Raw genomic sequence first — 20,393 nt, 5'->3', positions numbered from 1 at the left:
CTGTCCCCTGTTTCGACGCCTTATTTTACCGCCGTGAATTCCACCGGCATGGAGCGGATGGCGTAGACGAAGTTGTTGGCCGCCACGTCCTTGGGGCCCGACTGGCGGATGTCAGGGAACCGGGCCAGCATCTGGCGGTAGACCGCCTCGAGCTGCAGCTTGGCCACCTGTTTGCCGATGCAGGTGTGGGGGCCATAGCCGAAGGCGATGTGCTTGTCGGCATTGGCCCGCTCGATGTCGAACTGGTCGGGATTGGCGAAGACCGCCGGGTCCCGGTTGGCGGCGCCGTAATACATGATGACCTTTTCGCCCTGGGCGATCTTCTGGCCGCCGACCTCGGTGTCGCGGGTGGCGGTGCGGCGCATGTAGATCACCGGGCTGACCATGCGGATGATCTCATTGACCGCGCCGGGCATGAGCTCGGGCCTCTCGATCAGCCTGGCCTTCTGGTCCGGGAACTGGGTCAGCAGCTCCATGGCGCCGGAAATGGTGTTGCGGGTGGTGTCATTGCCAGCGAAAACGATCAGCAGCCAGGAGCCGTCAAGGTATTCATCGGCCAGCAGGGCCCCGTCCACCTGGGCCCGGGCGATGGCGCTCATCAGGTCCTGTTGCGGATCCAGCCGGCGCTTGTGCAGCATGTGGCGGCCGTATTCGAACATTTCGGAAATGGCGGCCTGGAAGGCGTCGAGGAACATTTTGGCTTCAGGCGGCAGGTCTGCCGCGGCGCCCTCCATGCCCCCTGAGGACCCGCTGCGCTCAGCGGCGAAGGAATTGGCCATTTCCAGGAAGTGCATCCAGGTGAGGAACTTCGGACGGTCCTCCACGGGCACGCCGAGGATTTCACACAGGGTGAAGAGGGGCAGCTGGGAAGACAGGGCAGCCACCAGATCACAGCGACCCTGGGCGGCCATGGCGTCCAGCAGGCGGGTGGTTTCAACCTCGACCTTCTGGGTCAGGGCCCGCAGATAGGACGGGGTGAAATAGGGCATGTGCTCCATGCGGAGCTGCATGTGGAAAGGGGCGTCCATATTGATCATGGCGTCCATGGAGGCCCTGGCCAGCTGCATTTCCGAGCGCTGGGTCCCCATGAGAATGCCGCCCCTCTGGGAGGAGAAGGTCTCGTAGTCGGCATTGACCTTCATGACGTCGTCATAGCCGGTCACCGACCAGAAGCCGGGGCGATCTTCGGGCTCGTCATTCCAGGCCACGGGCGAGGTGGCGCGCAGCCGGGCGAATTCCTCCATGGGCGGACCCTTGATGAAGGCCGCCGGGTTCCAGAGCTCGACGGTGGATACCGGATAGATGGGCTTGTTGGCCGGGCCCTTGGCTCCCCCGACTTCGACAGTATCACTGATCAGTTTCATGGCGTCTTCTCCCGGTGCTTTGCTCAGGGATAATGGGGCTGACCCAAGGCAAGGCAAGCCCCGTGCGTCGATCGGGGCGAACGAATCGCCAACCGCTGGAAATGGCGCCGGGGGAGAGGCCTTCTACAAGGTCTGGTATTTTGTTCGGGCCCTGTTCCGCGCCCTCAGACCCTAGTGCCCGTGGGAGTCCTCATAGACGCCGGGGGCGTGGGAGGATTTCGCCGTCAGGACAAAGCGGCGGTCGCAATAGGGGCAGTCCACCTGGCCGTCGGTTCCCAGTTCCAGAAAGACCTTGGGATGACCAAGGGCGCCGCCGACGCCGTCGCAGGCTACCCGATGGGAAGTCACATTGACGATCTCGGGCGCCGGACCGACAGGGGCGGTGGTGGCGGAAGCGGGGCTGGACTTGGCTGGGGCTTTACGGGCCATGCATTCTCTCCTGCGGGGAGCTTGGCGACGCGCCCGCGCAGGCTTAGGTATGCGACCATAGCTTTCCGCGTCAATCGCGCCGCCTTCATTCCTGCCCGTTTCGGTTAAAGAGTCCCATGTCCCTGCCCGATTTCGCCATCGAAGCCAAAAACCTGGTCAAGACCTATCCGGCCACCAAGACCACCGCCGAGATGCAGGCTCTGAAGGGTATAGACCTGCAGATCCCCCGGGGCTCGATCTTCGGCCTGCTGGGACCCAATGGCGCGGGCAAGTCGACCTTCATCAACATTCTGGCCGGGCTGACCAAGAAGACCTCCGGAACCGTGACCATCTGGGATCGCGATATCGACCTGCGGCCCCGGGACGCCCGGGCCGCCATTGGCGTGGTGCCCCAGGAGATTTCCGCCGATCCCTTCTTCACCCCCTATGAGTCCCTTGAGGTCCAGGCCGGCATGTATGGCGTGCCGCCCAAGGAGCGCCGGACCATGGAGCTGCTCAACGCGCTCGGTCTCGGTGACAAGGCCCAGGCCTATGTCCGCCAGCTGTCAGGGGGCATGAAGCGCCGCCTGATGGTGGCCAAGGCCATGACCCACAATCCGCCGGTCCTGATCCTGGATGAACCCACCGCCGGGGTGGATGTGGAGCTGCGCCGCCAGCTGTGGAACTTCGTGCTCGACCTGAACCAGAAGGGGGTGACCATTGTGCTCACCACCCACTATCTCGAAGAGGCCCAGGAGCTCTGCGACACCATCGCCATCGTCAACCGCGGTCAGGTGGTGGCCTGCGAGCCCACCGGCGACCTCCTCAAGCGCCTGGACACCCGCACCGTGGTCATCACCTCACAGGCGCCCCTGACCGAGGTTCCCAAGCTCAAGGGCTTTGAGGGCAGGCTTCGCAAGGACGGCAGTCTGGCTGTGGCCTTCAAGACCGGCGAGACCGGGGTGGAGCAGGTTCTGGCCGCTGTCCGGGCCGCCGGCGTCGGCATCAAGGACCTGGCCACCGAGGACCCGTCCCTGGAGGACGTCTTCCTGTCCCTGACCTATGGGGATCCCAATGCCGAGTCGCCCACGGGGACCTGAGCCGGCAGGGCCTTCAGGAAGTCGCGCACCACCCGGGCCGAATTGTCCGCCGCCAGCCGGATGAAGATCGGGAACTGGTTGCCGGCCGGATCGCCCCCGGCCAGGTCCGACAGGGCGCGGAAGGCGATGAAGGGCGTGCGGTTCACATAGGCCACATGGGCGACGGCGGCGGTTTCCATGTCCAGAACCCGGGCCTGGAAGGCGCGGAAGACATATTCCCGATAGGCCGCATTATCCACAAAGGTCGGGCCTGACACCCCATTGCCGCCGACCACCACCTTGGGGGTCTTGTCGAGGCAGGCCGTTCCGGCGCAGCGGGCCAGCGCGGTCTGATCGGCCTTGGCCCTGGCCACGGCCAGCATGGCGGGATCCACCTCGAACCAGGTCTTGCGTTCCACCCCGCCCTTTGGTCCGGGCACAGTGACCCCCCGGGGGATCATCATGCCGAAGGCCTGAAGGCCACTGCTGTCCCCGGCGCCCTGGAAGCCCTCGGGCGTTTGCCGGCCAAAGCGGTTTTCCTGATACTCGCCCCAGCGCTCGGCGACGATCACATCGCCCACGTCCAGCCCCGGATCCACCCCGCCGCCGACCCCGGAAAACACGATCCGGTCCACCTTGAAACGGTCCAGCATGAGCTGGGTGGTCATGGCCGCATTGACCATGGAGACTCCTGACAGGACCAGTATGACCGGCTTGCCGTCCAGATTTCCCAGGGTGAAGTCGGTTCCGTTGATGCGCTGGGTGGTCGTGTCGGTCGAAGCCGCCTTGAGGGCCTCCAGCTCGGGTCCGAAGGCCGACATCACCGCCAGCCGGGCCGGCTCGGCGCTGGCGTTGAATGACAGGCTCAGGGCGGTCAGCAGGGGCAGCAGGAATTTCGGGCGCAAGGTAATCTCCATGGGCAGAATCGCACCCTAGACAAGGTTTCCGCCCGCGGCCATGCGCCGGGCCCTTGCGCTTTGGGCCCCTGTACGTGTCCATAGGCCATGGGGCGATTCATGAGACGATTTTGGGCGGCGGTGATCCTGATCTGGGCGGTTTCCTCCGCCCCGGCCCTTGCGGCCAAGATCCCGATCAAGGTGGTGATCCTGACCACCTTCGAGCGCGGGGCCGATACCGGCGACGCCCCCGGTGAATTCCAGCACTGGGCCGAGAACTATCCCCTGAAAAAGTCCGTGGTGGTTCCGGGCATTGAACGGCCGGTCCGCTATACCGACGATGGCGTCCTGGGGGTGGTCACCGGCATGCGCGCCCGACCGCGCGAGGCGGTGGCGGCCCTGATCTCGGGCGATCAGTTCGACGTTTCCCACGCCTACTGGATTGTCGCCGGAATCGCCGGGGTCGATCCCCGGTCCGGCGCCATAGGCTCGGCGGCCTGGGCCCGCTGGGTGGTGGATGGCGACCCCCTCTATGAAATGGATGAGCGGGAAATCCCCGCCGACTGGGCATGGGGCCTCTATTCCCTGGGAACCCAGGCCCCCCGGATCAAGGGCTCGGCCGAGGGTTCCAGCGGCATGGCCTGGAAACTGGATCCCGGTCTGGTGAACTGGGCCTATGGCCTGACGAAAGACGTGCTCCTGGCGGACAATGACAATCTGAAGACTGCCCGCGGCCTCTATCCCTCTGAGCCCGAGGCCCAGAAGTCGCCCCACGTCATGCTGGGCGACGCCCTGGGCGCTGTGCGCTTCTGGCACGGAGACCTGCGCACCCAGTGGGCTCGCAACTGGGTCTCCCTGTGGTCCGATGGCGATGGCCTCTTCGTCATGAGCGACTGCGAGGACCAGGGCGTCCTCGATGTGCTGACCATCTATGGCAAGCAGGGCAGGGTCGACCCTCGCCGGGTCCTCGTCCTGCGCACCGCCAGCAACTATACCCGCCAGCCCGACGGCGCCCAACCGGTGCTGAAGGAGTTCACCCCCGGCGGCGCAGCCGCAGCCTTCCAGGCCGCCTTTGACGCCGGCGCCCCGGTGGTCCGCGCCATCGTCGCCGGCTGGCCCAGATACAAGACAACCCTGCCAGGAAGCTGAGACACACCATGCTCGAGAAGTATTTCGGCCTCTCCGCCCAGGGGACCAATGTCCGGACCGAGGTCCTGGCCGGCGTCACCACCTTCATGACCATGGCCTATATCGTCCTGGTCAATCCGCTGATCCTGTCAGAGGCGGGCCTGCCCATAGCCGGGGTGGCCGCCGCCACCTGCGTCGCCGCCGGCATTGGCTCCATCCTCATGGGCCTGGTAGCCAATTATCCCATAGCCCTTGCGCCCGGCATGGGGCTCAACGCCTATTTCACCTATACGGTGGTCAAGGGCATGGGTGTTCCCTGGGAAACCGCCCTGGGCTGCGTGCTGATTTCCGGACTGGTCTTCCTGGCCCTGACCCTGGCGGGGGTGCGCAAGATCATTGTCGAGGCCGTGCCCCGGCCCCTGTTCGCCGCCATAGCCGCCGGCATCGGCCTGTTCATCGCCTTCATCGGCCTCAAGGGCGCCGGCATTGTCGTGGCCAATCCCGCCACCACGGTGACCCTGGGCGACCTGAAGTCCCCCATGACCCTGTTGTCCCTGGGGGGGCTGGTCCTGACCGGCGTCCTCATGGCCTGGCGGGTGCGGGCCGCTGTCCTGATCGGCGTGCTGGGCGTCACCCTGACGGCCTTTGTCCTGCACCTGGCCCCGTTCAAGCCGGGCGCCTATGACCTCTCGGCCCTGACCACCACGGCCTTCAAGGCGGACCTGCCGGCGGCCCTGGGTCTGGGCGCCGGCGGCCTGTCGACCGCCATTCTGGAAATCATCTTCGTCTTCCTGTTCGTCGACTTCTTCGACAATCTGGGCACCCTGGTGGCCGTGACCAAGCGGGCTGGCCTGCAGGGGCCGGACGGAAACATCCCCCGCCTGAACCGCATCCTCCTGGCAGACTCCGTGGCCACAATCGTCGGCGCCACGGCCGGCACCAGCACCACGGTCAGCTATATCGAGAGCGCCACCGGGGTCGCCGCCGGGGGCCGCACAGGCCTGACCGCCGTGGTCACCGGCGTCCTCTTCCTGATCACCCTCTTCGTGGCGCCCTATGTCCAGCTGATCCCGGCCGCGGCCACGGCGCCCGCCCTGATCCTGGTGGGCGGCATGATGATGGCGCCCCTGGCCGAGACCGACTGGGGCGACCCGGTTGTGGCCATCCCGGCCTTCCTCACCCTGACCATCATCCCGCTGACCTTCTCAATCGCCAACGGCCTGGCCTTCGGCATTGTCAGCTATGCGGCGCTGAAGGTGATGAAGAGCGGCTTCAGGCGCGCCGACATCGCCCTCTACGTCCTGGCGGCCCTGTTCATCGCAAGGTTTGCCTGGGCGGCGGCGGCTTAAGGCGGGCGCCCGCTCCGATAAGTGGGCGCCGGTTATCGGATCAAAGGGCGCGCCAAGTGCAAGGACGTTTGCGCCGGGCGGACCTTTAAGCTAGAAGCGCGTTCCGCTTTAGCGAGCACCCGTAGCTCAGCTGGATAGAGCGTTGCCCTCCGAAGGCAAAGGTCACACGTTCGAATCGTGTCGGGTGCGCCAATCTCTTGAGATGAATTTCGCGGTCCTTGTTAAGGCTAGGCCGCCACCGCAGTTTATCTACACCACAAAGTTGTCAAGTAGGTGCGCCACACCAGGCAGCCCCAATTCTATGAAGCGCTGAGTTTCCACATCACTCCCAATCAAGCCCAATCGGCATCAGCATGATTCCTCTAGTCACCGCTTATGGCATTGAAATTGCTGATGAAGTACTCAAGTGGCTGATTGAAGTTCAAGATAGCGGCGCAAACATCGCTGTCATTGAGGGTCTACCAGGAGCCGGGAAGTCTACCATTCTCGGTCAGATACGGCGGCGGTTCACAGGTTTAACCATCGAGTTGGATGAGCTTCTTCCAAAATCTGATCAAACGCCTGACCTTCCTTGGGGAGAGTTAGTTGTCAGAAATGGAGCCTACGACAAGATTTCAACAAGTGTCGCGAAAGGATTTACCCTCGTAGAGGGAGCAGCTGCATGGCCGATTGTTCGCGAGTGGGCCAGAAGCGTGGGGGAGGATAGTGCGATAGCGCGCGCCTACCTTAAGGCGGTTTCTAGACCAGGCGGGACATGCGGTGCGATCTACTGGGATGCAGGCAGAGATCTCAAAGAGCGTTCATCATCGATAGGCCCTTACTTAGGCTCAATATATACATACCATGACGACGAACGCCCGTGGGAGTCCGCCGACATAATATTCGAGAGAATTTGTCTTTAGAAGATCTTAGCCGTTAAACTGTTGAGCTTGACCAGCGCTGAATACTTTGTGACGCCATCAACTGCGATCAGACGCGACTGTTCCGTAGTATCTGTCCGCCTGGGCTGGGACGTTTTCTGCTCAAAAGTCTTGATGACTCCAGCGTCAATCATCTCGATTTGTCGCTGCAACTTTTCAATGCGATACAAGAAATATGCTCGCAAATTTTCTCTATAGCTCATCATTGTCTGTCTCCAGAAAGCCGACGTCATCGCGACGTGGGAGAAATGAAGTACACATGCTTCGCCCGTATTTTCAAGGGCCGTAGGTAGTGACGGAAATACGGTAGCGGGGCCTGAAATAGACTGATCGGCCTATCCGATAGGCACTCCACCTACCTCCCCCCAAAGCCCCCTAAGAACCCCCGCAAACGCCTCCGCCCGCTCATTGCAAGCCCAATGCCCCGCCCCAGCCTCCACATGCAGGGGACACCCCCGCTCGCTGGCGAAGCGCTGGGCGACGGTGAGGTCGACATAGGGGTCGTTTTCGCCCCAGAAGAGCTGGCCCCGCTTGGGCAGGGTCTTCAGGTCGTCCACCCAGGGGCCCTTGAACCTCAGGCCGTTGGCGGAGCGGTAGAGACCAAGGATGGACTGGCGCATGGTCAGGTCGACCTTGGGCGCTTCTTCTTCGGCCAGTTCTGGGGGCATGCCGCCGGAGATCAGGCCGGTCTTCAGCCGTCCGGTATCCCGCATGCCCATCATGACCAGTTCGCCCAGAACCGGGGTCGCCCAGGCCCGGGCGGTCTGGTGGCCCTGATACTGACCGTCAATGACGGCGTTGGTGACGCACCAGCTGGCGACCAGATCGGGCCTCAGGGATGCAGCCCTCAGGACCAGGAGAGCGCCCCAGTCATGGCCCACCAGATGCACCGGCTTGCCCGCTGTCTCCATCTGGCCGACCAGCCAGTTGGCGTATCCGTCCTTGGTCCGGTCAAAGCCCCTGGGGACCGGGCAGCCAAACCCCGGCAGGGCCGGGGCGGCATGGTCGCCGGGCTTGAGGTCCAGGGCCGCGATCAGGGGGGTCCAGAGGGCCGGGGTGTCAGGCACGCCGTGAACGAAGAGGATCATGGGGGCTCCTTGCGGGGTCTGGTCTGCAGCCTAGCATGCCCCCGGGCCGGATCGGCAACCGGCGGCTTTCGCCCGACACGCCCCGTGCTAATCTCAGGACGGACAATCCGGGCAGGCTGAGGAGGGGGGATTTGACCATGTCGCAGACGATCCCGGCCTCGGGCGTCCGGACCTATCGCCCCGACATTGATGGCTTGCGGGCCCTGGCGGTCCTGATGGTGGTGCTCAATCATGTGGGCATGGCCTGGATGCCGGGGGGCTTTGTCGGCGTCGACGTCTTCTTCGTGATCTCGGGCTTTCTGATCACCGGCCTGATCCTGGACCGGGAGGCGGGGCAGGGCTTCCGGTTTGGCGACTTCTATGCCCGCCGGGCCCGGCGCCTGCTGCCGGCCCTCTTTGTGATGATGGCTGTGACCCTCGGCGCCGGCTATGTCCTGCTGATCCCCAGCGACTACAGCCAGCTGGGGGGGTCGGTCCTGTCGGGGCTGGGCCTGTCCTCGAACATCTTCTTCTGGAAGACCACGGGCGGGTACTTCTCGGCGGGGGCCAGCGCCTTTCCCCTGCTGCACGTCTGGTCCCTGTCCCTGGAAGAGCAGTTCTATCTGGTCTGGCCGGTCCTGGCCCTGGCCCTTGGCCGGGGCAGGCGGGGGCTGATCATCGCCCTGGTCCTGACAGTGCTGTCCTTCGCTTGGGCCCAGTACGGGGCGGTGCGGGGCTCCCATGGCGCCTATTTCCTGCTGCCGGCCCGGGCCGGGGAATTCCTGATCGGCGCCCTGCTGGTCCTCAAGCCCGGGGCGCCTGCGACCCGACCTAACGCCCTCGCCGCTTCCATCCTCGGCCTGGCCGGTCTGGGGGTGATCCTGGCCAGCGCGGTCCTGCTGGACGAGACCTCGGTGTTTCCCGGCCTCTGGGCCCTGGCGCCCTGCCTGGGCGCCGCCATGATCCTGGCCGCCCCGCGCCTTGGCCCCGGGATCGCAGGGCAGATCCTCTCCACCCCCGTACTGGTGGAGATCGGCCGCATTTCATATTCCGTCTATCTCTGGCACTGGCCCCTGGTCAGCTTCCTGCACCTGTCGCGGGTGACCATCACGCCCCTCATTGGTCTGGGGGTCCTGATCCTGTCCCTGGCTCTGGGGGCGGCCAGCTGGCGTCTGCTGGAGAGGGATTACCGCGCCAGGCTGGAGGCCGGATCCCGCCCGGCCCTGATCCTCGGAGCGGTCTGGACCCTGGGCCTGACCGGATTGGCCGCCCTGATCCTGCTGCTGGCCGGTCTGCCCGGGCGGTTCCCCTTCGCCCTGCTGACCCAGGACCAGCTGATGGCCGAGCGGTCCCGCTACTGGAGCGAACTGCCCGCCAGCAGCGCCTCACTCACCCTGGAAGACAAGGGAAAGCGCCTGCTGCTGGCCGGGGATTCCCATGCCTATGACCTGGCCTGGGCCCTGACCGAGGCCGACTATGGGGGCAAGATCAAGCTGCATGAGACCTCCAACCGCTGCTTCAATTTCGGCCATGACCCGATCCTGCCGGCGGCCGAGGTCGAATGCGCCCTCCGCTGGCGGGAGCTGGTGAATGGAGCGCCGCTCCAGGCCGCCACGGCGGTCTATCTGCACGACAACTGGGGCGCCTTTGACGACGACCAGCTGGATCGGGCCCTGACGGAGCTTCGCGCCAGAACCGCCGCGCCGATCGTGGTCTTCGGCCCGAAAATGACCCTGACCGAAGACGTGCTGGCCATTTCCAAACTCGCCCAGTCACGGCGCTATGTGACGGCCCGGGACATCAACACCTTCGCCCGCGCCTATTATGATCCCCGGAAGGTGGCCAGGGATCAGGCCCTGAAGCGCCACTTCGCGGCCGGCGGCGTTCCCGGGGTGCGCTATGTCAGCCTGATTGACCTTCAGTGCGGCCAGCCCCAGAGGTGCGATATCCTGACGGGGGATGGCCGCTATCTCTATTTCGACGCGGGCCATCTGACCCTGGAGGGGTCAAGACGTCTGGGCGCCAGGCTAAAGGCGGCGGAGCCCGGGCTATTCTGACGGTGTGACATGTCAGGGCTTGAGGTGGCATCCGACAGAGCCGACCACCCCATCGCCAGACCTCACACAGGTCCAGCGGCTGTCCTTCGCGGGGATGGCGGGGGCGAACACCGCCGAGGCCGTACGGCCCTCCCGGTTGTAGAGCCAGATGATCCCGGGCTTCTCGCCCTTTGCCGCCGCCAGTATGGCCAGGTTCGGATCATGCTCGCGGTCCACCACCAGGGGCGTCACGTGGACGCCCTTGCGCAGCCGTTCAACAAAGACGCCGCCGACCCGGGCCAGGGAGCCCCGGTCCATCATCGGCGCCAGCTCGTGATCCCAGACAAAGACCAGATCGGTGACGCCGGCGCCGGCCAGGGCCTCTGACACGGTCTCGAACTCATAGCTGGGCCGGTCCGGGGTTCTGGCCAGCCTTTCAAGGGCGTGGGGGACCTGGATCAGGGCATAGAGGATCAGCAGGGCCCCATAGAGGTGGTTGCGCCATTTGCCGCCGCGGATGGCCAGGATCAGGCACAGCAGAACCGATGGAACGGTGGGGATCAGATAGCGGCTTGTCAGGGTGGGCTTGAGCAGGCCGGTGGCCAGTATGATCGCGAGACCTGCCAGGCCGGCAATCGCCGCCAGCACCAGGGCGCGGTCAGGCCCCGGGGCCGGCTCCTCCCGCCGGCTGAGCAGCAGGCTGATCGCCAGGAGGACGGCGATGCAGACAAGCCCCGCCGCCGGGCCATTGGTCACCAGGGCGATCACCTGGTCCAGGGCGCTGTCCAGGGTCAGGCGGGGATGCCAGGCCACGTCGGGTTGGGAATAGGCGGCCAGGCGCGGGGCGTGGTAGACGATCCACCCGGCGACAGGGACGAAGGCCAGGGCTGCAGGCCAGGTTTTCACCGCCGCCATCCTGGCTGACGCCAGATAGGTCAGGCCCTGGGCCAGGACGACGAAGCCTGCGTAATAGTGGGTAAGTATGGCCAGGGCCGACACGGTGGTCCAGAGCCAGGCCGCAGCTCGCCCGGGCTTCTGCAGGACGCGGACAAAGGCCAGGACCTGCAGGGTCGAGAGCGCCAGCAGCACCGGATAGCAGCGGCCGTCCAGATACATGCCGACCCCCCACCAGAGGAAGATCAGGCCGCCCCAGGTCAGGGCCGCATTCCGCGACAGGCCCGACGGGCGATAGAGCAGGGGCAGGACGGCTGCGATCGCCACCGCCGTCAGTCCCGGGATCCGGAGGGCGAAATCCGACCGACCGGCAATGTCGGTCCAGAGGCGGCTGAGCAGGTAGAAACCGGGGGCGTTGGAATCCAGCCAGACCTCCCGCCAGAAGGTCGCAAAGCCCGTCGGCGAAATCACCGCCAGGGTGAAAGCCTCATCAAACCAGAGGGGTTCGGTCCAGGCATAGAAGAGCCGGGCGGCCCCCATGACAAGGCACAGGCAAAGGGCCAGGGCCGCCAGGCGGCGATCCAGCAGAAGGCTCTCTTGCGGGGATTTGGGCAATGATTCCGACATAAAATACCCTTCCCCCGACGATGGTTAAACAAGGCTTAGGGTCAAGGGCGCAGGTTTCCCGCCTCAAGCTTCAGAGGATGGTGGGTCATGACCCTGCCCGCATTTGCAAAAGACGCCTTTGACCAGGCGATTGACCTTGGCCTCATGGCGATCTTCTTCGCCGCCCTGGCCCTGCTGGTGAAGGGCGCCAAGGCCTGGTCCGACGCCCGGGCCGCCGCCGAGGAAACGCGGATCAACGGCATACTGTTTGTGGTCGACCACTTCCTGGTAGCCCCGGTCATCGTGCTGATCGCCGGCGCCATTGGCCAGGCCATCCATGCCCTGGGCTGGGACGCCCCTGGCGCCGCCCTGTGGGCAAGTCTGGGCGGACCGGCGACTGCGGTGATCGCCATCTTCCTTGCGGACTTCCTGGGCTACTGGCGCCATCGCCTGCAGCACACTTCCCTGCTCTGGCCCGGCCACGCGGTCCATCACAGCGATACCCAGCTGACCTGGTTCAGCCTGATGCGCATGCATCCGGTCGACCGACTGGGCACCATGCTGGACCTGGTCGGCCTGAGCCTCCTTGGTTTTCCGATCTGGGCCGTCGCCCTGGCGGTCATGGTCCGGCACTATTATGGCGCCTTCATCCACGCCGACCTGCCCTGGACCCTTGGGCGGCTGAACTGGGTCTTCAACGCTCCGGCCATGCACCGCTGGCACCACGCCCGGGATGAGAAAATCTCGGGCAAGAACTTCGCCACGGTCTTCTCGGTCTTTGACCGCGCTTTCGGCACCTTCTACTGCCCGGGCCCCTGCAATGTGCCCCTGGGGGTCGAGGCGACCATGGCCCCCGGGGCCCTTGGCCAGTACCTCTATCCCCTTCAGGCCTGGTTCGGCCCCCGCGCCCGCCCGGTTGAATCCCAACAGAAAGTCGCCTGACCCCGATGAAGTTCAACATGGGCTGCGGCCACAACAAGAAGCCCGGCTATGTGAATGTCGACGCCTTTTCCGAGGGCGGTCCCGATCAGGTGGTTGACCTGGAATCCCTGCCCTGGCCCTGGGCGGACAACACCGCCGATGAGATGGTTTTCAACCATTCCCTCGAGCACATGGGCGGTGATCCCAAGATCTTTCTGGGGATCATGAAGGAGATCTACCGGGTCTCGAAGCCTGATGGCGTGGTGCAGATCAATGTGCCGCATCCCCGCCACGACGACTTCATGAACGACCCCACCCATGTCCGGCCGGTGACGGCGGAAATGATGGCCCTGTTCGACCGGTCCCTGAACGACAAGTGGAAGGAGATCGGCGCCGCCAACTCCCCCCTGGCCCACTATACCGGCGTCGATTTCGAGACGGTCAATGTCCAGAACGTCATCGAGGAAACCTATCTCGAGCAGTACCAGTCCGGCGCCCTGACCGTGGACCAGATCGTCGAATATGTCGGATCGCGCCTCAACGTGGTCAAGGAAATCCAGATCACGCTGAAGGTGCGCAAAGCCGCCTAAGGCGCGTCGGGATAGATCACCGGCAGGACCACGGCCGAGGGATGGCTGGCGTCCATGTGGACCGAGTTCACCGCCACCCGGGGCTTCTGCAGCCGCACGCCGTCCGGATCGCCGGTATTGGGATTGACCTCGAACCGCGGGCTGTTGGACGAGGTGACGTGCAGGGCGATCCTGTGCCCCTTTTCAAAGGTGATGGCCGTCGACCACAGCTCGATGGTCAGGGCCTCCGGCGCATTGGGGGTCATCATCTTCACATCGTCGGGCATGCGGCCATTGCGGTAGCGGGTGCGGACGGGCGCATCCAGGACCAGGGCCTCATAGCCGTCAGGATAGACGTCCACCAGCTTGGCCATGAAGTCGGTGTCCGGGCCGTCCGTGGCGCCATAGAGCTCGACCTTGACCGGTCCGGCGATCGAAACATCCTTCGTCAGGACCGGAGTCTGGAAGCGCAGATAGTCCTCCCGGGTCCCCACCTGCCTCTGGTCCTCAGGCCCCCGTTCAAAGGTCAGGTTGGCGCCGCCGAAGGTCGCCACGGGTCTGGCCGGGTCGAATTTATAGCTGAGCTTCGCCCCCTCCGCGGAGGGCGGGACCTGCGTCAGGGTCCTGTCGGGGGTCAGGTAATAACGGACCTCGCGATTGGCCGGGGGCCAGTTGGCCGAGGTCATCCAGCGGTTCTTCGGCGACAGGGCGCCCTTCCGGGCTCCGGCCATCATGTAGAAGCTGACCGGCGGCTCATCCATGATCCCGTTGTCGATGCCCTTCAGCCAGTAATCGAACCAGCGGATCTCGTGGCGGAAGGCGCCGGGCAGGGTGTCTTCCCCGGGATAGGCCAGATCCCCGGACAGGGGGCCATGGCCAAAGGGTCCCATCATCAGCTTCTGGTTTCCCTTTGCCCCCTTCGCCCCTTGGTTCTGCAGGTAGGTGAAGTTCGAGGTATTGCCCTCGTTGAAGATGTCGTACCAGCCGCCGACATTATAGGTCGGAACCTTGATGTACTTCCGGTTGGTGCTCATGGCGAAGCGGTTCCAGACCACGTCGTCCGCCGCCCGGGCCCGCAGGTCGTCGATCTCAGCCTGGGACACCCCCTGGCCCTTCAGCCAGCCTATGGTGTCCTTCTCCTTGATCACCCCGCCCATGAAGCTGGACCGGGACCGGTCAAAGGGGGCCACCACCACATAGGCGGCCTTCAGGTGCGGCGGCGCCGCCATACCCGCAGCGTTGGAGGTCACTCCCAGGGCCGAGGCGCCGGTTACGCCCACCTTGCCATTGGACCAGGGCTGTCTGGCGGCCCACTCCACCGTGTCGTAGCCGTCCTCGATGTCGTTGACATAGGCGGCGTAGAAGCCCTGGCTGCGGCCCTTGCCCCGCACATCCTGCAGGACGAAGACAAAGCCGGCCTCGGTATAGTGTCTGCCCTGGGCGGCCAGGGCTTCGGGGCTGCCGCGACCGTCCTTGAGGTAAGGGGTCCGCGAGACCACCACCGGCCAGGGGCCCGTTCCCGCAGGCTTGAAGACATTGGCCGCCAGCCGGGTTCCGTCCCTCAAGGTGGCGTATTCCTCCACCGAACCGGGGGGCGGCTGATAGCTGGCCGAAGCCGGGGCGCCGGTCTGGGTCTGGGCCAGAGCCTGGCCGCCGCCCATGACGACGGGCGTCAGAAATAGGCTGGCCGCCAGAAGGGCCGACTTGAACCTGGTCATGATGTTTCCCCCGAAATTCCCTTGGCCCCGATTAGACGCCAGACTTCCCCCTCGCGCCAGACCTTCCCGGTCATCCCGGCGGAGGCCGGGATCCAGTTCGTAGGGTTGTGACTGTGGCCAGGATCCGAAGAGCAGCTTTTCCCGAGAGGCCGTGACCTATGAACTGGACTCCGGCCTTCGCCGGAGTGACCGGAGGGGAGTCGACAGCCCCGACCCCCGCCGGGTAATCAACAGCGCCAGACGGAGGAGAAACCCATGGAGCTCGAGTGCTATCCCACAGCGGCCCGGCCGCCCGAGCTCGTCCCTGGCCGGCCCGAGCGCGCCTGGATGGACGCCTTCCCCTCCCGCCATCCCTATCGCTGCCTGCCCCTGACCATGGCCAATACCAGCGGCTGGGAAATGCTCTGCCCCATGTCCTTCACGGCCGAGTGGAATGGCGGGCCCGAGGCCCACGACATCAAGCTGACCCCCGACCGGCCCCATTCGGACTTCCACGAGTTCGTCAAAAGCCACTTCACCCACGGGGTGATCACCATGCATCCGGGCTATCTGTTCCGCACGCCCCCCGGCTGGTCGATCCTGACCCAGGGCCCGCCCAACCATGTGAAGGACGGCATCCAGCCCCTGGCCGGCCTGGTGGAGACCGACTGGCTGCCCTTCACCTTCACCATGAACTGGATCTTCACCCGCCCGGGCCGGGTGCGCTTTGAGAAGGGCGAGCCCTTCTGTTTCATCACCCTGATGCAGGACAAGGCGCTCGAGACCGTCCAGCCGGTGATCAAGCGGATGGATTCCAATCCCGACCTGCGCGACCAGTACGACGTCTGGGAAAAGCACCGCACCGAGTTCAACAAGGCCATATTCCGCCTGGACCCAGAGGCCACCAAGGCCGCCTGGCAGCGCTATTACTTCAAGGGCGAAATCCCCGAAGGCGCCGGCGAGGCCCCCAAGGACCACGTCAACAAACGCCGCCTGAAAGTCCCCCGTTTCCGGGGCTGAGCCGAAACTTGCAACAAGGCGTCAGAGGAAGCCTTGCCAAGCTTGAAGCCCTCTGCCATAAGCCCGCTCTCGAATTTCGAGGCCGCCGGTCCTTCCGGATTGCCTTGAGGAGCGCGGGCGTAGCTCAGTGGTAGAGCACAACCTTGCCAAGGTTGGGGTCGAGAGTTCGAATCTCTTCGCCCGCTCCAGATTCTGGAAGCGGAAAACCTAGACAATTGGGGAGCTGGTCGGCTCCCTAGCGTACCGGCCGTGAATGGTTCTCTTCCGCGCCGACATAGGCGCCATCCACACAAATACAAAGTCTAGGCCCCATTGGGCGTCTGTCTCAAGATGACGCCCCGCCCGGGTTTATCTCCGTAGGAGATCCCTGGGATTTAAAGATACGCCTCAATCTCTGCCTTTCGTTTCAGGCTAAGGGAAACCGGGCCTTGAGCCCCTTCTACTGAGATCAGTTCCAACTCACGCAGAGTTTGCAGCGAAGAATCAAAAGTTACCACGCCTCTTGCGAAGTGATTTCTAAGCGTATCGATCGAAATGGACTTGGTTCCCCAGTATTTTTTTCTCTTCAAGAGAGAAAGAATTTGTCTAGATCCTACGTCTATATCCATTCTTGACTTAAGTCCCGCAATCGATTGATCAAAATTTTCAAGTATATTTTCGAATTTCTCAATTCCAAAATAGTGACTATGTGTTTGACGAACTGTTGCTATATCCGATGAGCCGATCATAACGACTTCAAAATTTTGTTCGGCTGGAAATTGCCTTTCATACTCAACATATTTTCTATTGGCTTCGTCGGCATTTCGTCCAACCGCATCCCATGTAACGAAGGCGCCCGTGTTCCAATTGAATACAATAATCCAATTTTCCAACCCACCGCCACCAGACTTCACAGATTTCAATGTACGAACTACATCTTCATTTACATAACTATCAAAAATGCGATGTCTGTCTGAAGCATATATTATCTCTTGAGCTTCCTCTCGCTCCATATCCAGATTAATCTTTCGGCGCTCATCTGGATTTCTCCCGCTTTCTATTTCGTAAAATATGTCTGAAAGGGATTTAAAGTAAGATATTACTCGAATATCGCCTTCTTGTTCTTTCAGATGATAGCCATATATAACCGAGCTTCTTTCAATAGATTCTGCCCAATAGTGCTGAATTCGACTTCTGAGCTGTAGTTCAATCGTATATCCATCCCTCGATAGTATTAAGTGAGCTCCCCGATAGCCAGTTTCATCTCGTCCGCGTTCACGATAGTCAGTGACTCTCTTTAGTGAAATTGTAGATCCATTTTGTATATGTGATGAGATAAAATCAATCAGACGATCCACATCAGCGTTTCTATCAACAATTATTCTATTTCCACCAATGTCCTGAAGTTGAGTAAGCCTTCCACTGAGTCGGCGTAATTTTCGGACTATTTGAGGCTTTCTCTTTAGTCTCTGAGCTATATAATATTTTCCACCATAATCCTGAAGCCACGCTTGGAGCTCCAGTGTTGTTCTCGAAAGCGGATCTAAGTGCGCTGCTCTGTATTGATCAAACGCTTCTTCGAGCTCGATTAGCTCCTCTGTGAGCTCTCCATTAGCTGCAATTAGCCGGCCGGCTCGGTCAATTTTGGACTTGGATAGTGGTGGCAAGTCTAGACCCCAATCATAACTGAGTCGAAAGTCGGCGAAGTCGTCAATTCATATACAGCAGTAGCGAGAGGCTCTTTGAGGTGAGTGTTTTCATTGACAACGTGCGTCAGCGAGGCACATCTGACAATTCCCAAGTTACAGCCCCCAACACCCCAATCCAATCCCCCGCCACCTCCTGCCGGAAAATCCGCACCGTCGGGTACCAGGGGCTGTCGTTGCGCCCCTGCAGCCAGCGCCAGTCGGCGTTGGCGTGGAGGAGGAGGGTTGTGGGCCTGGCCATTGCGCCGGCCAGGTGGGCGACGGCGGTGTCTATGGTGATGACCTGGTCCAGGGTCCCGATCAGGGCGGCCGTGTCGGCGAAGTCGTTCAGGGTCGGGATGGTGATGTCCGGCCGGGTCGCCAGCAGGGCGAGGTCGGCGGGGCGGAAGTTGGTGTTCAGGCAGAAGAGGTCGGCGTCCCCGGGCAGGACGGCCAGCAGGTCGGCCAGGGGCAGGCTGCGGGGGTCCTGACGTTCATCGCCCAGATGGGTGAAGCCGCCGCTCCAGACCAAGCCGATCCGCGCTCGTCCCTCCCGCCGGGGATGGCGGGCGGCGAGGGCCTCTACCCGGGCAGGGTCGGCGGCGAGATAGGGGGTCTGACCCGGAAGGGTCTCCAGGGTCGTGCCGAAGGCCAGGGGCAGGCTGAGCAGGGGGCAATGGAGGTCATAGTCCGGCCGGGGCTCGCCCTTTGTGATCAGGGCGCCCACGCCCTCAAGGCTGGCCATCAGGTCACGCAAGGGGGTTTCGACCTCCAGCAGCACCCGGGCGCCCCGGGCCGCCAGCAGGGGAACATAGCGGCAGAACTGCAGGACATCGCCAAACCCCTGCTCGCTCTCCAGCAGGAGGGTCTTGCCCGCGAGGTCGGTCTCGCCCCGCCACTGGGGCTGGTCGTGGACCGGGCGTGCGCGGCCCGACGCCTGCCAGCGGAATTCGTGCAGGGGCCAGCCGGCCGCCAGATCGCCGGTGAGCAGCAGGGCCCAGGCCTTGTTCCAGCTGGCGTCGGGATGGACGGGGTCGAGGGCCAGGGCCCGGTCATAGCTGGCCAGGGCCTCGTCCAGCCGGCCCATGTCCTTCAGCAGATTGCCCCGGTTGGACCAGGCCTCCGCATAGGCGGGCTCAAGCTCCACCACCCGCTCGAGGGCGGTCAGGGCGTCGCGCGGCTGGTTCAGGGCCTTGAGCACATTGGCCCGGTTCAGGTGGGCGTCGGCGAAGTCGGGGTCGTGGATCAGGGCCTGGTCGATGAAGGCCAGGGCTATGGGATGCCAGCCCCTCTGCAGGGCGATGACGCCGATCAGGTGCAGGGCGTCCACATGGGCCGGGTTCTGGGTGAGTATGGCCTCATAGACCGCCTGGGCCTCATCCAGCCGGCCTTCCCGGTGAAGGTTCAGGCCTGTCTGCAATCGGGCGGTGAGGGGCATGGGCCCATTGGGCTCTGAATCGGGCTCCAGCGCCACCCTGCAGTGGGCGCGGCGCCTCTGGTCAGAGGCGCGGGCCTCTGCCAAAACGGAGGCCAGTTCAAAACCTGAGCGTGTCTCTATCCGATAGCCGCTATCCACTTATCGGAACACGCTCGACATCATCAGAGGCTCCCCCATGAACCCCAAGGCGGAATTCGACATCATCGTTTACGGCGCGACCGGCTTTACCGGCCGGCTGGTGGCGGAATATCTGGCGGCGACCTATGGGGTCGATGGCGAGATCAAGTGGGCCATGGCCGGCCGCTCGGCTGACAAGCTGGCCGCGGTGCGCGACGAGATCGGCGCCCCTGCCAACACGCCGCTGATCGTCGCCGACGCGGGCGACGCCGCTTCGGTCAAGTCGATGGTGGAACGCACCAAGGCGGTCCTGACCACAGTCGGCCCCTATCAGCTTTATGGCTCGGACCTGGTGGCGGCCTGCGCGGCGGCGGGGACCGACTATCTGGACCTGTCGGGCGAGCCCACCTGGATGCACGCCATGATCGGCGCCCATGAGGCGGCGGCCAGGGCCAGCGGGGCGCGGATCGTCTTCTCCTGCGGCTTTGACTCCATCCCCTTCGAACTGGGCGTCCTCTATACGCAGGGTCTGGCGAAGGCGAAGTTCGGCCATCCGGTGTCGCGGGTGAAGGGCCGGGTCCGCAATATGCGCGGCGGTCTGTCGGGCGGCACGGCGGCCAGCGGCAAGGCCACCATGGCGGCCATGCAGAAGGATCCCAGCCTGATGGGGGTGATGATGAGCCCCTTCGCCCTGACCCCCGGCTTCCAGGGGCCCGCCCAGCCCACGGGAACCCAGAAGGAGGTCGATCCGGATCTGGGCCTCGAGGTCGGCCCCTTCATGATGGCGGTGATCAACACCAAGAACGTCCATCGCTCCAACCTGCTGCAGGGTCACGCCTACGGGACGGACTTTGTCTATGACGAGATGAGCGTCACGGCTCCCGGCTCCTCGACCGAATTCACCGATCTGGGCGGGGCCGGCGGCCCCCAGCCGGGCGAGGGCCCCAGCAAGGAAGAGCGCGAGAACGGCTTCTATGACCTGATCTTCATCGGCGTGGACGCTGACGGCGGCCAGGTGCGCGGGGCGGTCTATGGGGACAAGGACCCGGGATACGGCTCGACCTCGAAGATCATCGCCGAGTCGGCCATCTGCCTGGTCAAGGACTGCCCCGAAGTGGCCGGCGGCATCTGGGTGCCCGGCGCGGCCATGGGCCAGAGGCTGATCGACCGGCTCAACGCCCGGGCCGGCCTGACCTTTACCGAAGAGACGGTCTGACGTC

17 protein-coding genes and 2 tRNA genes are annotated in these 20,393 nt (G+C 63.8%); 10 read left to right on the top strand and 9 right to left on the bottom strand.

The window, feature by feature from the left end:
• Nucleotides 1-20: 20 nt before the first annotated feature.
• Together CFE28_00945 and CFE28_00940 are read right to left on the bottom strand one after the other, a co-directional pair.
• Nucleotides 21-1,364, bottom strand: a complete 1,344-nt coding sequence (locus CFE28_00945; GenBank protein ID OYU68691.1) for a cytochrome P450 — start codon at nucleotides 1,362-1,364, stop codon at nucleotides 21-23.
• 171 nt (nucleotides 1,365-1,535) lie between these two features.
• The gene (locus CFE28_00940; GenBank protein ID OYU68690.1) at nucleotides 1,536-1,793 is read right to left on the bottom strand and encodes a hypothetical protein; all 258 of its coding nucleotides are present in this window, start codon (nucleotides 1,791-1,793) and stop codon (nucleotides 1,536-1,538) included.
• Nucleotides 1,794-1,909: 116 nt separating this feature from the next.
• On the opposite strand from CFE28_00940, the gene CFE28_00935 reads away from it, so the two are divergent.
• Nucleotides 1,910-2,872: a multidrug ABC transporter ATP-binding protein gene (locus CFE28_00935; GenBank protein OYU68689.1), complete on the top strand. Its 963-nt coding sequence runs from the start codon at nucleotides 1,910-1,912 to the stop codon at nucleotides 2,870-2,872.
• Here the strand turns inward: CFE28_00935 and CFE28_00930 are convergent.
• A complete protein-coding gene (locus CFE28_00930; GenBank protein ID OYU68688.1) occupies nucleotides 2,833-3,768 on the bottom strand; it encodes a phosphorylase in 936 nt (311 codons plus the stop codon). The genes CFE28_00935 and CFE28_00930 overlap by 40 nt on opposite strands.
• A gap of 99 nt (nucleotides 3,769-3,867) precedes the next feature.
• On the opposite strand from CFE28_00930, the gene CFE28_00925 reads away from it, so the two are divergent.
• From CFE28_00925 to CFE28_00915, 3 genes are all read left to right on the top strand, one after another.
• Nucleotides 3,868-4,896, top strand: coding sequence for a purine nucleoside permease (locus CFE28_00925; protein ID OYU68687.1), 1,029 nt, complete (start codon nucleotides 3,868-3,870; stop codon nucleotides 4,894-4,896).
• Between the two features lie 8 nt (nucleotides 4,897-4,904).
• On the top strand, nucleotides 4,905-6,224 hold the full coding sequence (locus tag CFE28_00920) for a guanine permease (GenBank protein ID OYU68686.1): 1,320 nt from the start codon (nucleotides 4,905-4,907) through the stop codon (nucleotides 6,222-6,224).
• 115 nt (nucleotides 6,225-6,339) lie between these two features.
• A tRNA-Arg gene (locus tag CFE28_00915) sits at nucleotides 6,340-6,416 on the top strand.
• A gap of 706 nt (nucleotides 6,417-7,122) precedes the next feature.
• Here CFE28_00915 and CFE28_00910 read toward each other — a convergent pair.
• Nucleotides 7,123-7,350, bottom strand: coding sequence for a hypothetical protein (locus CFE28_00910; protein OYU68685.1), 228 nt, complete (start codon nucleotides 7,348-7,350; stop codon nucleotides 7,123-7,125).
• A 129-nt stretch (nucleotides 7,351-7,479) separates the two neighbouring features.
• Complete coding sequence (locus CFE28_00905) at nucleotides 7,480-8,232, bottom strand: alpha/beta hydrolase (GenBank protein ID OYU68684.1); 753 nt, start codon at nucleotides 8,230-8,232, stop codon at nucleotides 7,480-7,482.
• Between the two features lie 35 nt (nucleotides 8,233-8,267).
• On the opposite strand from CFE28_00905, the gene CFE28_00900 reads away from it, so the two are divergent.
• Nucleotides 8,268-10,268, top strand: a complete 2,001-nt coding sequence (locus tag CFE28_00900; GenBank protein OYU68683.1) for a hypothetical protein — start codon at nucleotides 8,268-8,270, stop codon at nucleotides 10,266-10,268.
• A 12-nt stretch (nucleotides 10,269-10,280) separates the two neighbouring features.
• Here the strand turns inward: CFE28_00900 and CFE28_00895 are convergent, their stop codons facing one another.
• Complete coding sequence (locus CFE28_00895) at nucleotides 10,281-11,768, bottom strand: hypothetical protein (GenBank protein ID OYU68682.1); 1,488 nt, start codon at nucleotides 11,766-11,768, stop codon at nucleotides 10,281-10,283.
• Between the two features lie 87 nt (nucleotides 11,769-11,855).
• Here CFE28_00895 and CFE28_00890 point away from each other — a divergent pair, with 87 nt between their 5' ends.
• Both CFE28_00890 and CFE28_00885 read left to right on the top strand, forming a co-directional pair.
• On the top strand, nucleotides 11,856-12,689 hold the full coding sequence (locus CFE28_00890) for a fatty acid hydroxylase (GenBank protein ID OYU68681.1): 834 nt from the start codon (nucleotides 11,856-11,858) through the stop codon (nucleotides 12,687-12,689).
• Nucleotides 12,690-12,694: 5 nt separating this feature from the next.
• Nucleotides 12,695-13,258: a hypothetical protein gene (locus CFE28_00885; GenBank protein ID OYU68680.1), complete on the top strand. Its 564-nt coding sequence runs from the start codon at nucleotides 12,695-12,697 to the stop codon at nucleotides 13,256-13,258.
• Here CFE28_00885 and CFE28_00880 read toward each other — a convergent pair.
• The gene (locus CFE28_00880) at nucleotides 13,255-14,955 is read right to left on the bottom strand and encodes a hypothetical protein (GenBank protein ID OYU68679.1); all 1,701 of its coding nucleotides are present in this window, start codon (nucleotides 14,953-14,955) and stop codon (nucleotides 13,255-13,257) included. The genes CFE28_00885 and CFE28_00880 overlap by 4 nt on opposite strands.
• 255 nt (nucleotides 14,956-15,210) lie before the next feature.
• On the opposite strand from CFE28_00880, the gene CFE28_00875 reads away from it, so the two are divergent.
• Nucleotides 15,211-15,954, top strand: a complete 744-nt coding sequence (locus CFE28_00875) for a hypothetical protein (protein ID OYU68678.1) — start codon at nucleotides 15,211-15,213, stop codon at nucleotides 15,952-15,954.
• A 113-nt stretch (nucleotides 15,955-16,067) separates the two neighbouring features.
• Nucleotides 16,068-16,142: transfer RNA gene (locus CFE28_00870), tRNA-Gly, on the top strand.
• A gap of 186 nt (nucleotides 16,143-16,328) precedes the next feature.
• Here CFE28_00870 and CFE28_00865 read toward each other — a convergent pair.
• Nucleotides 16,329-17,600: a (p)ppGpp synthetase gene (locus CFE28_00865; protein OYU68677.1), complete on the bottom strand. Its 1,272-nt coding sequence runs from the start codon at nucleotides 17,598-17,600 to the stop codon at nucleotides 16,329-16,331.
• A 106-nt stretch (nucleotides 17,601-17,706) separates the two neighbouring features.
• The gene (locus CFE28_00860) at nucleotides 17,707-19,140 is read right to left on the bottom strand and encodes a hypothetical protein (protein ID OYU68676.1); all 1,434 of its coding nucleotides are present in this window, start codon (nucleotides 19,138-19,140) and stop codon (nucleotides 17,707-17,709) included.
• Between the two features lie 91 nt (nucleotides 19,141-19,231).
• Here CFE28_00860 and CFE28_00855 point away from each other — a divergent pair, with 91 nt between their 5' ends.
• Nucleotides 19,232-20,389, top strand: coding sequence for a saccharopine dehydrogenase (locus tag CFE28_00855; GenBank protein ID OYU68675.1), 1,158 nt, complete (start codon nucleotides 19,232-19,234; stop codon nucleotides 20,387-20,389).
• The last annotated feature ends 4 nt before the right edge of the window (nucleotides 20,390-20,393 follow it).

The organism is Alphaproteobacteria bacterium PA2 (assembly GCA_002256425.1).
Taxonomy (GTDB): Bacteria; Pseudomonadota; Alphaproteobacteria; order Caulobacterales; family Caulobacteraceae; genus Phenylobacterium.
The sequence above is the reverse complement of the archived record's forward strand: the minus strand, read 5'-3'. Positions and strand labels throughout refer to the sequence as shown.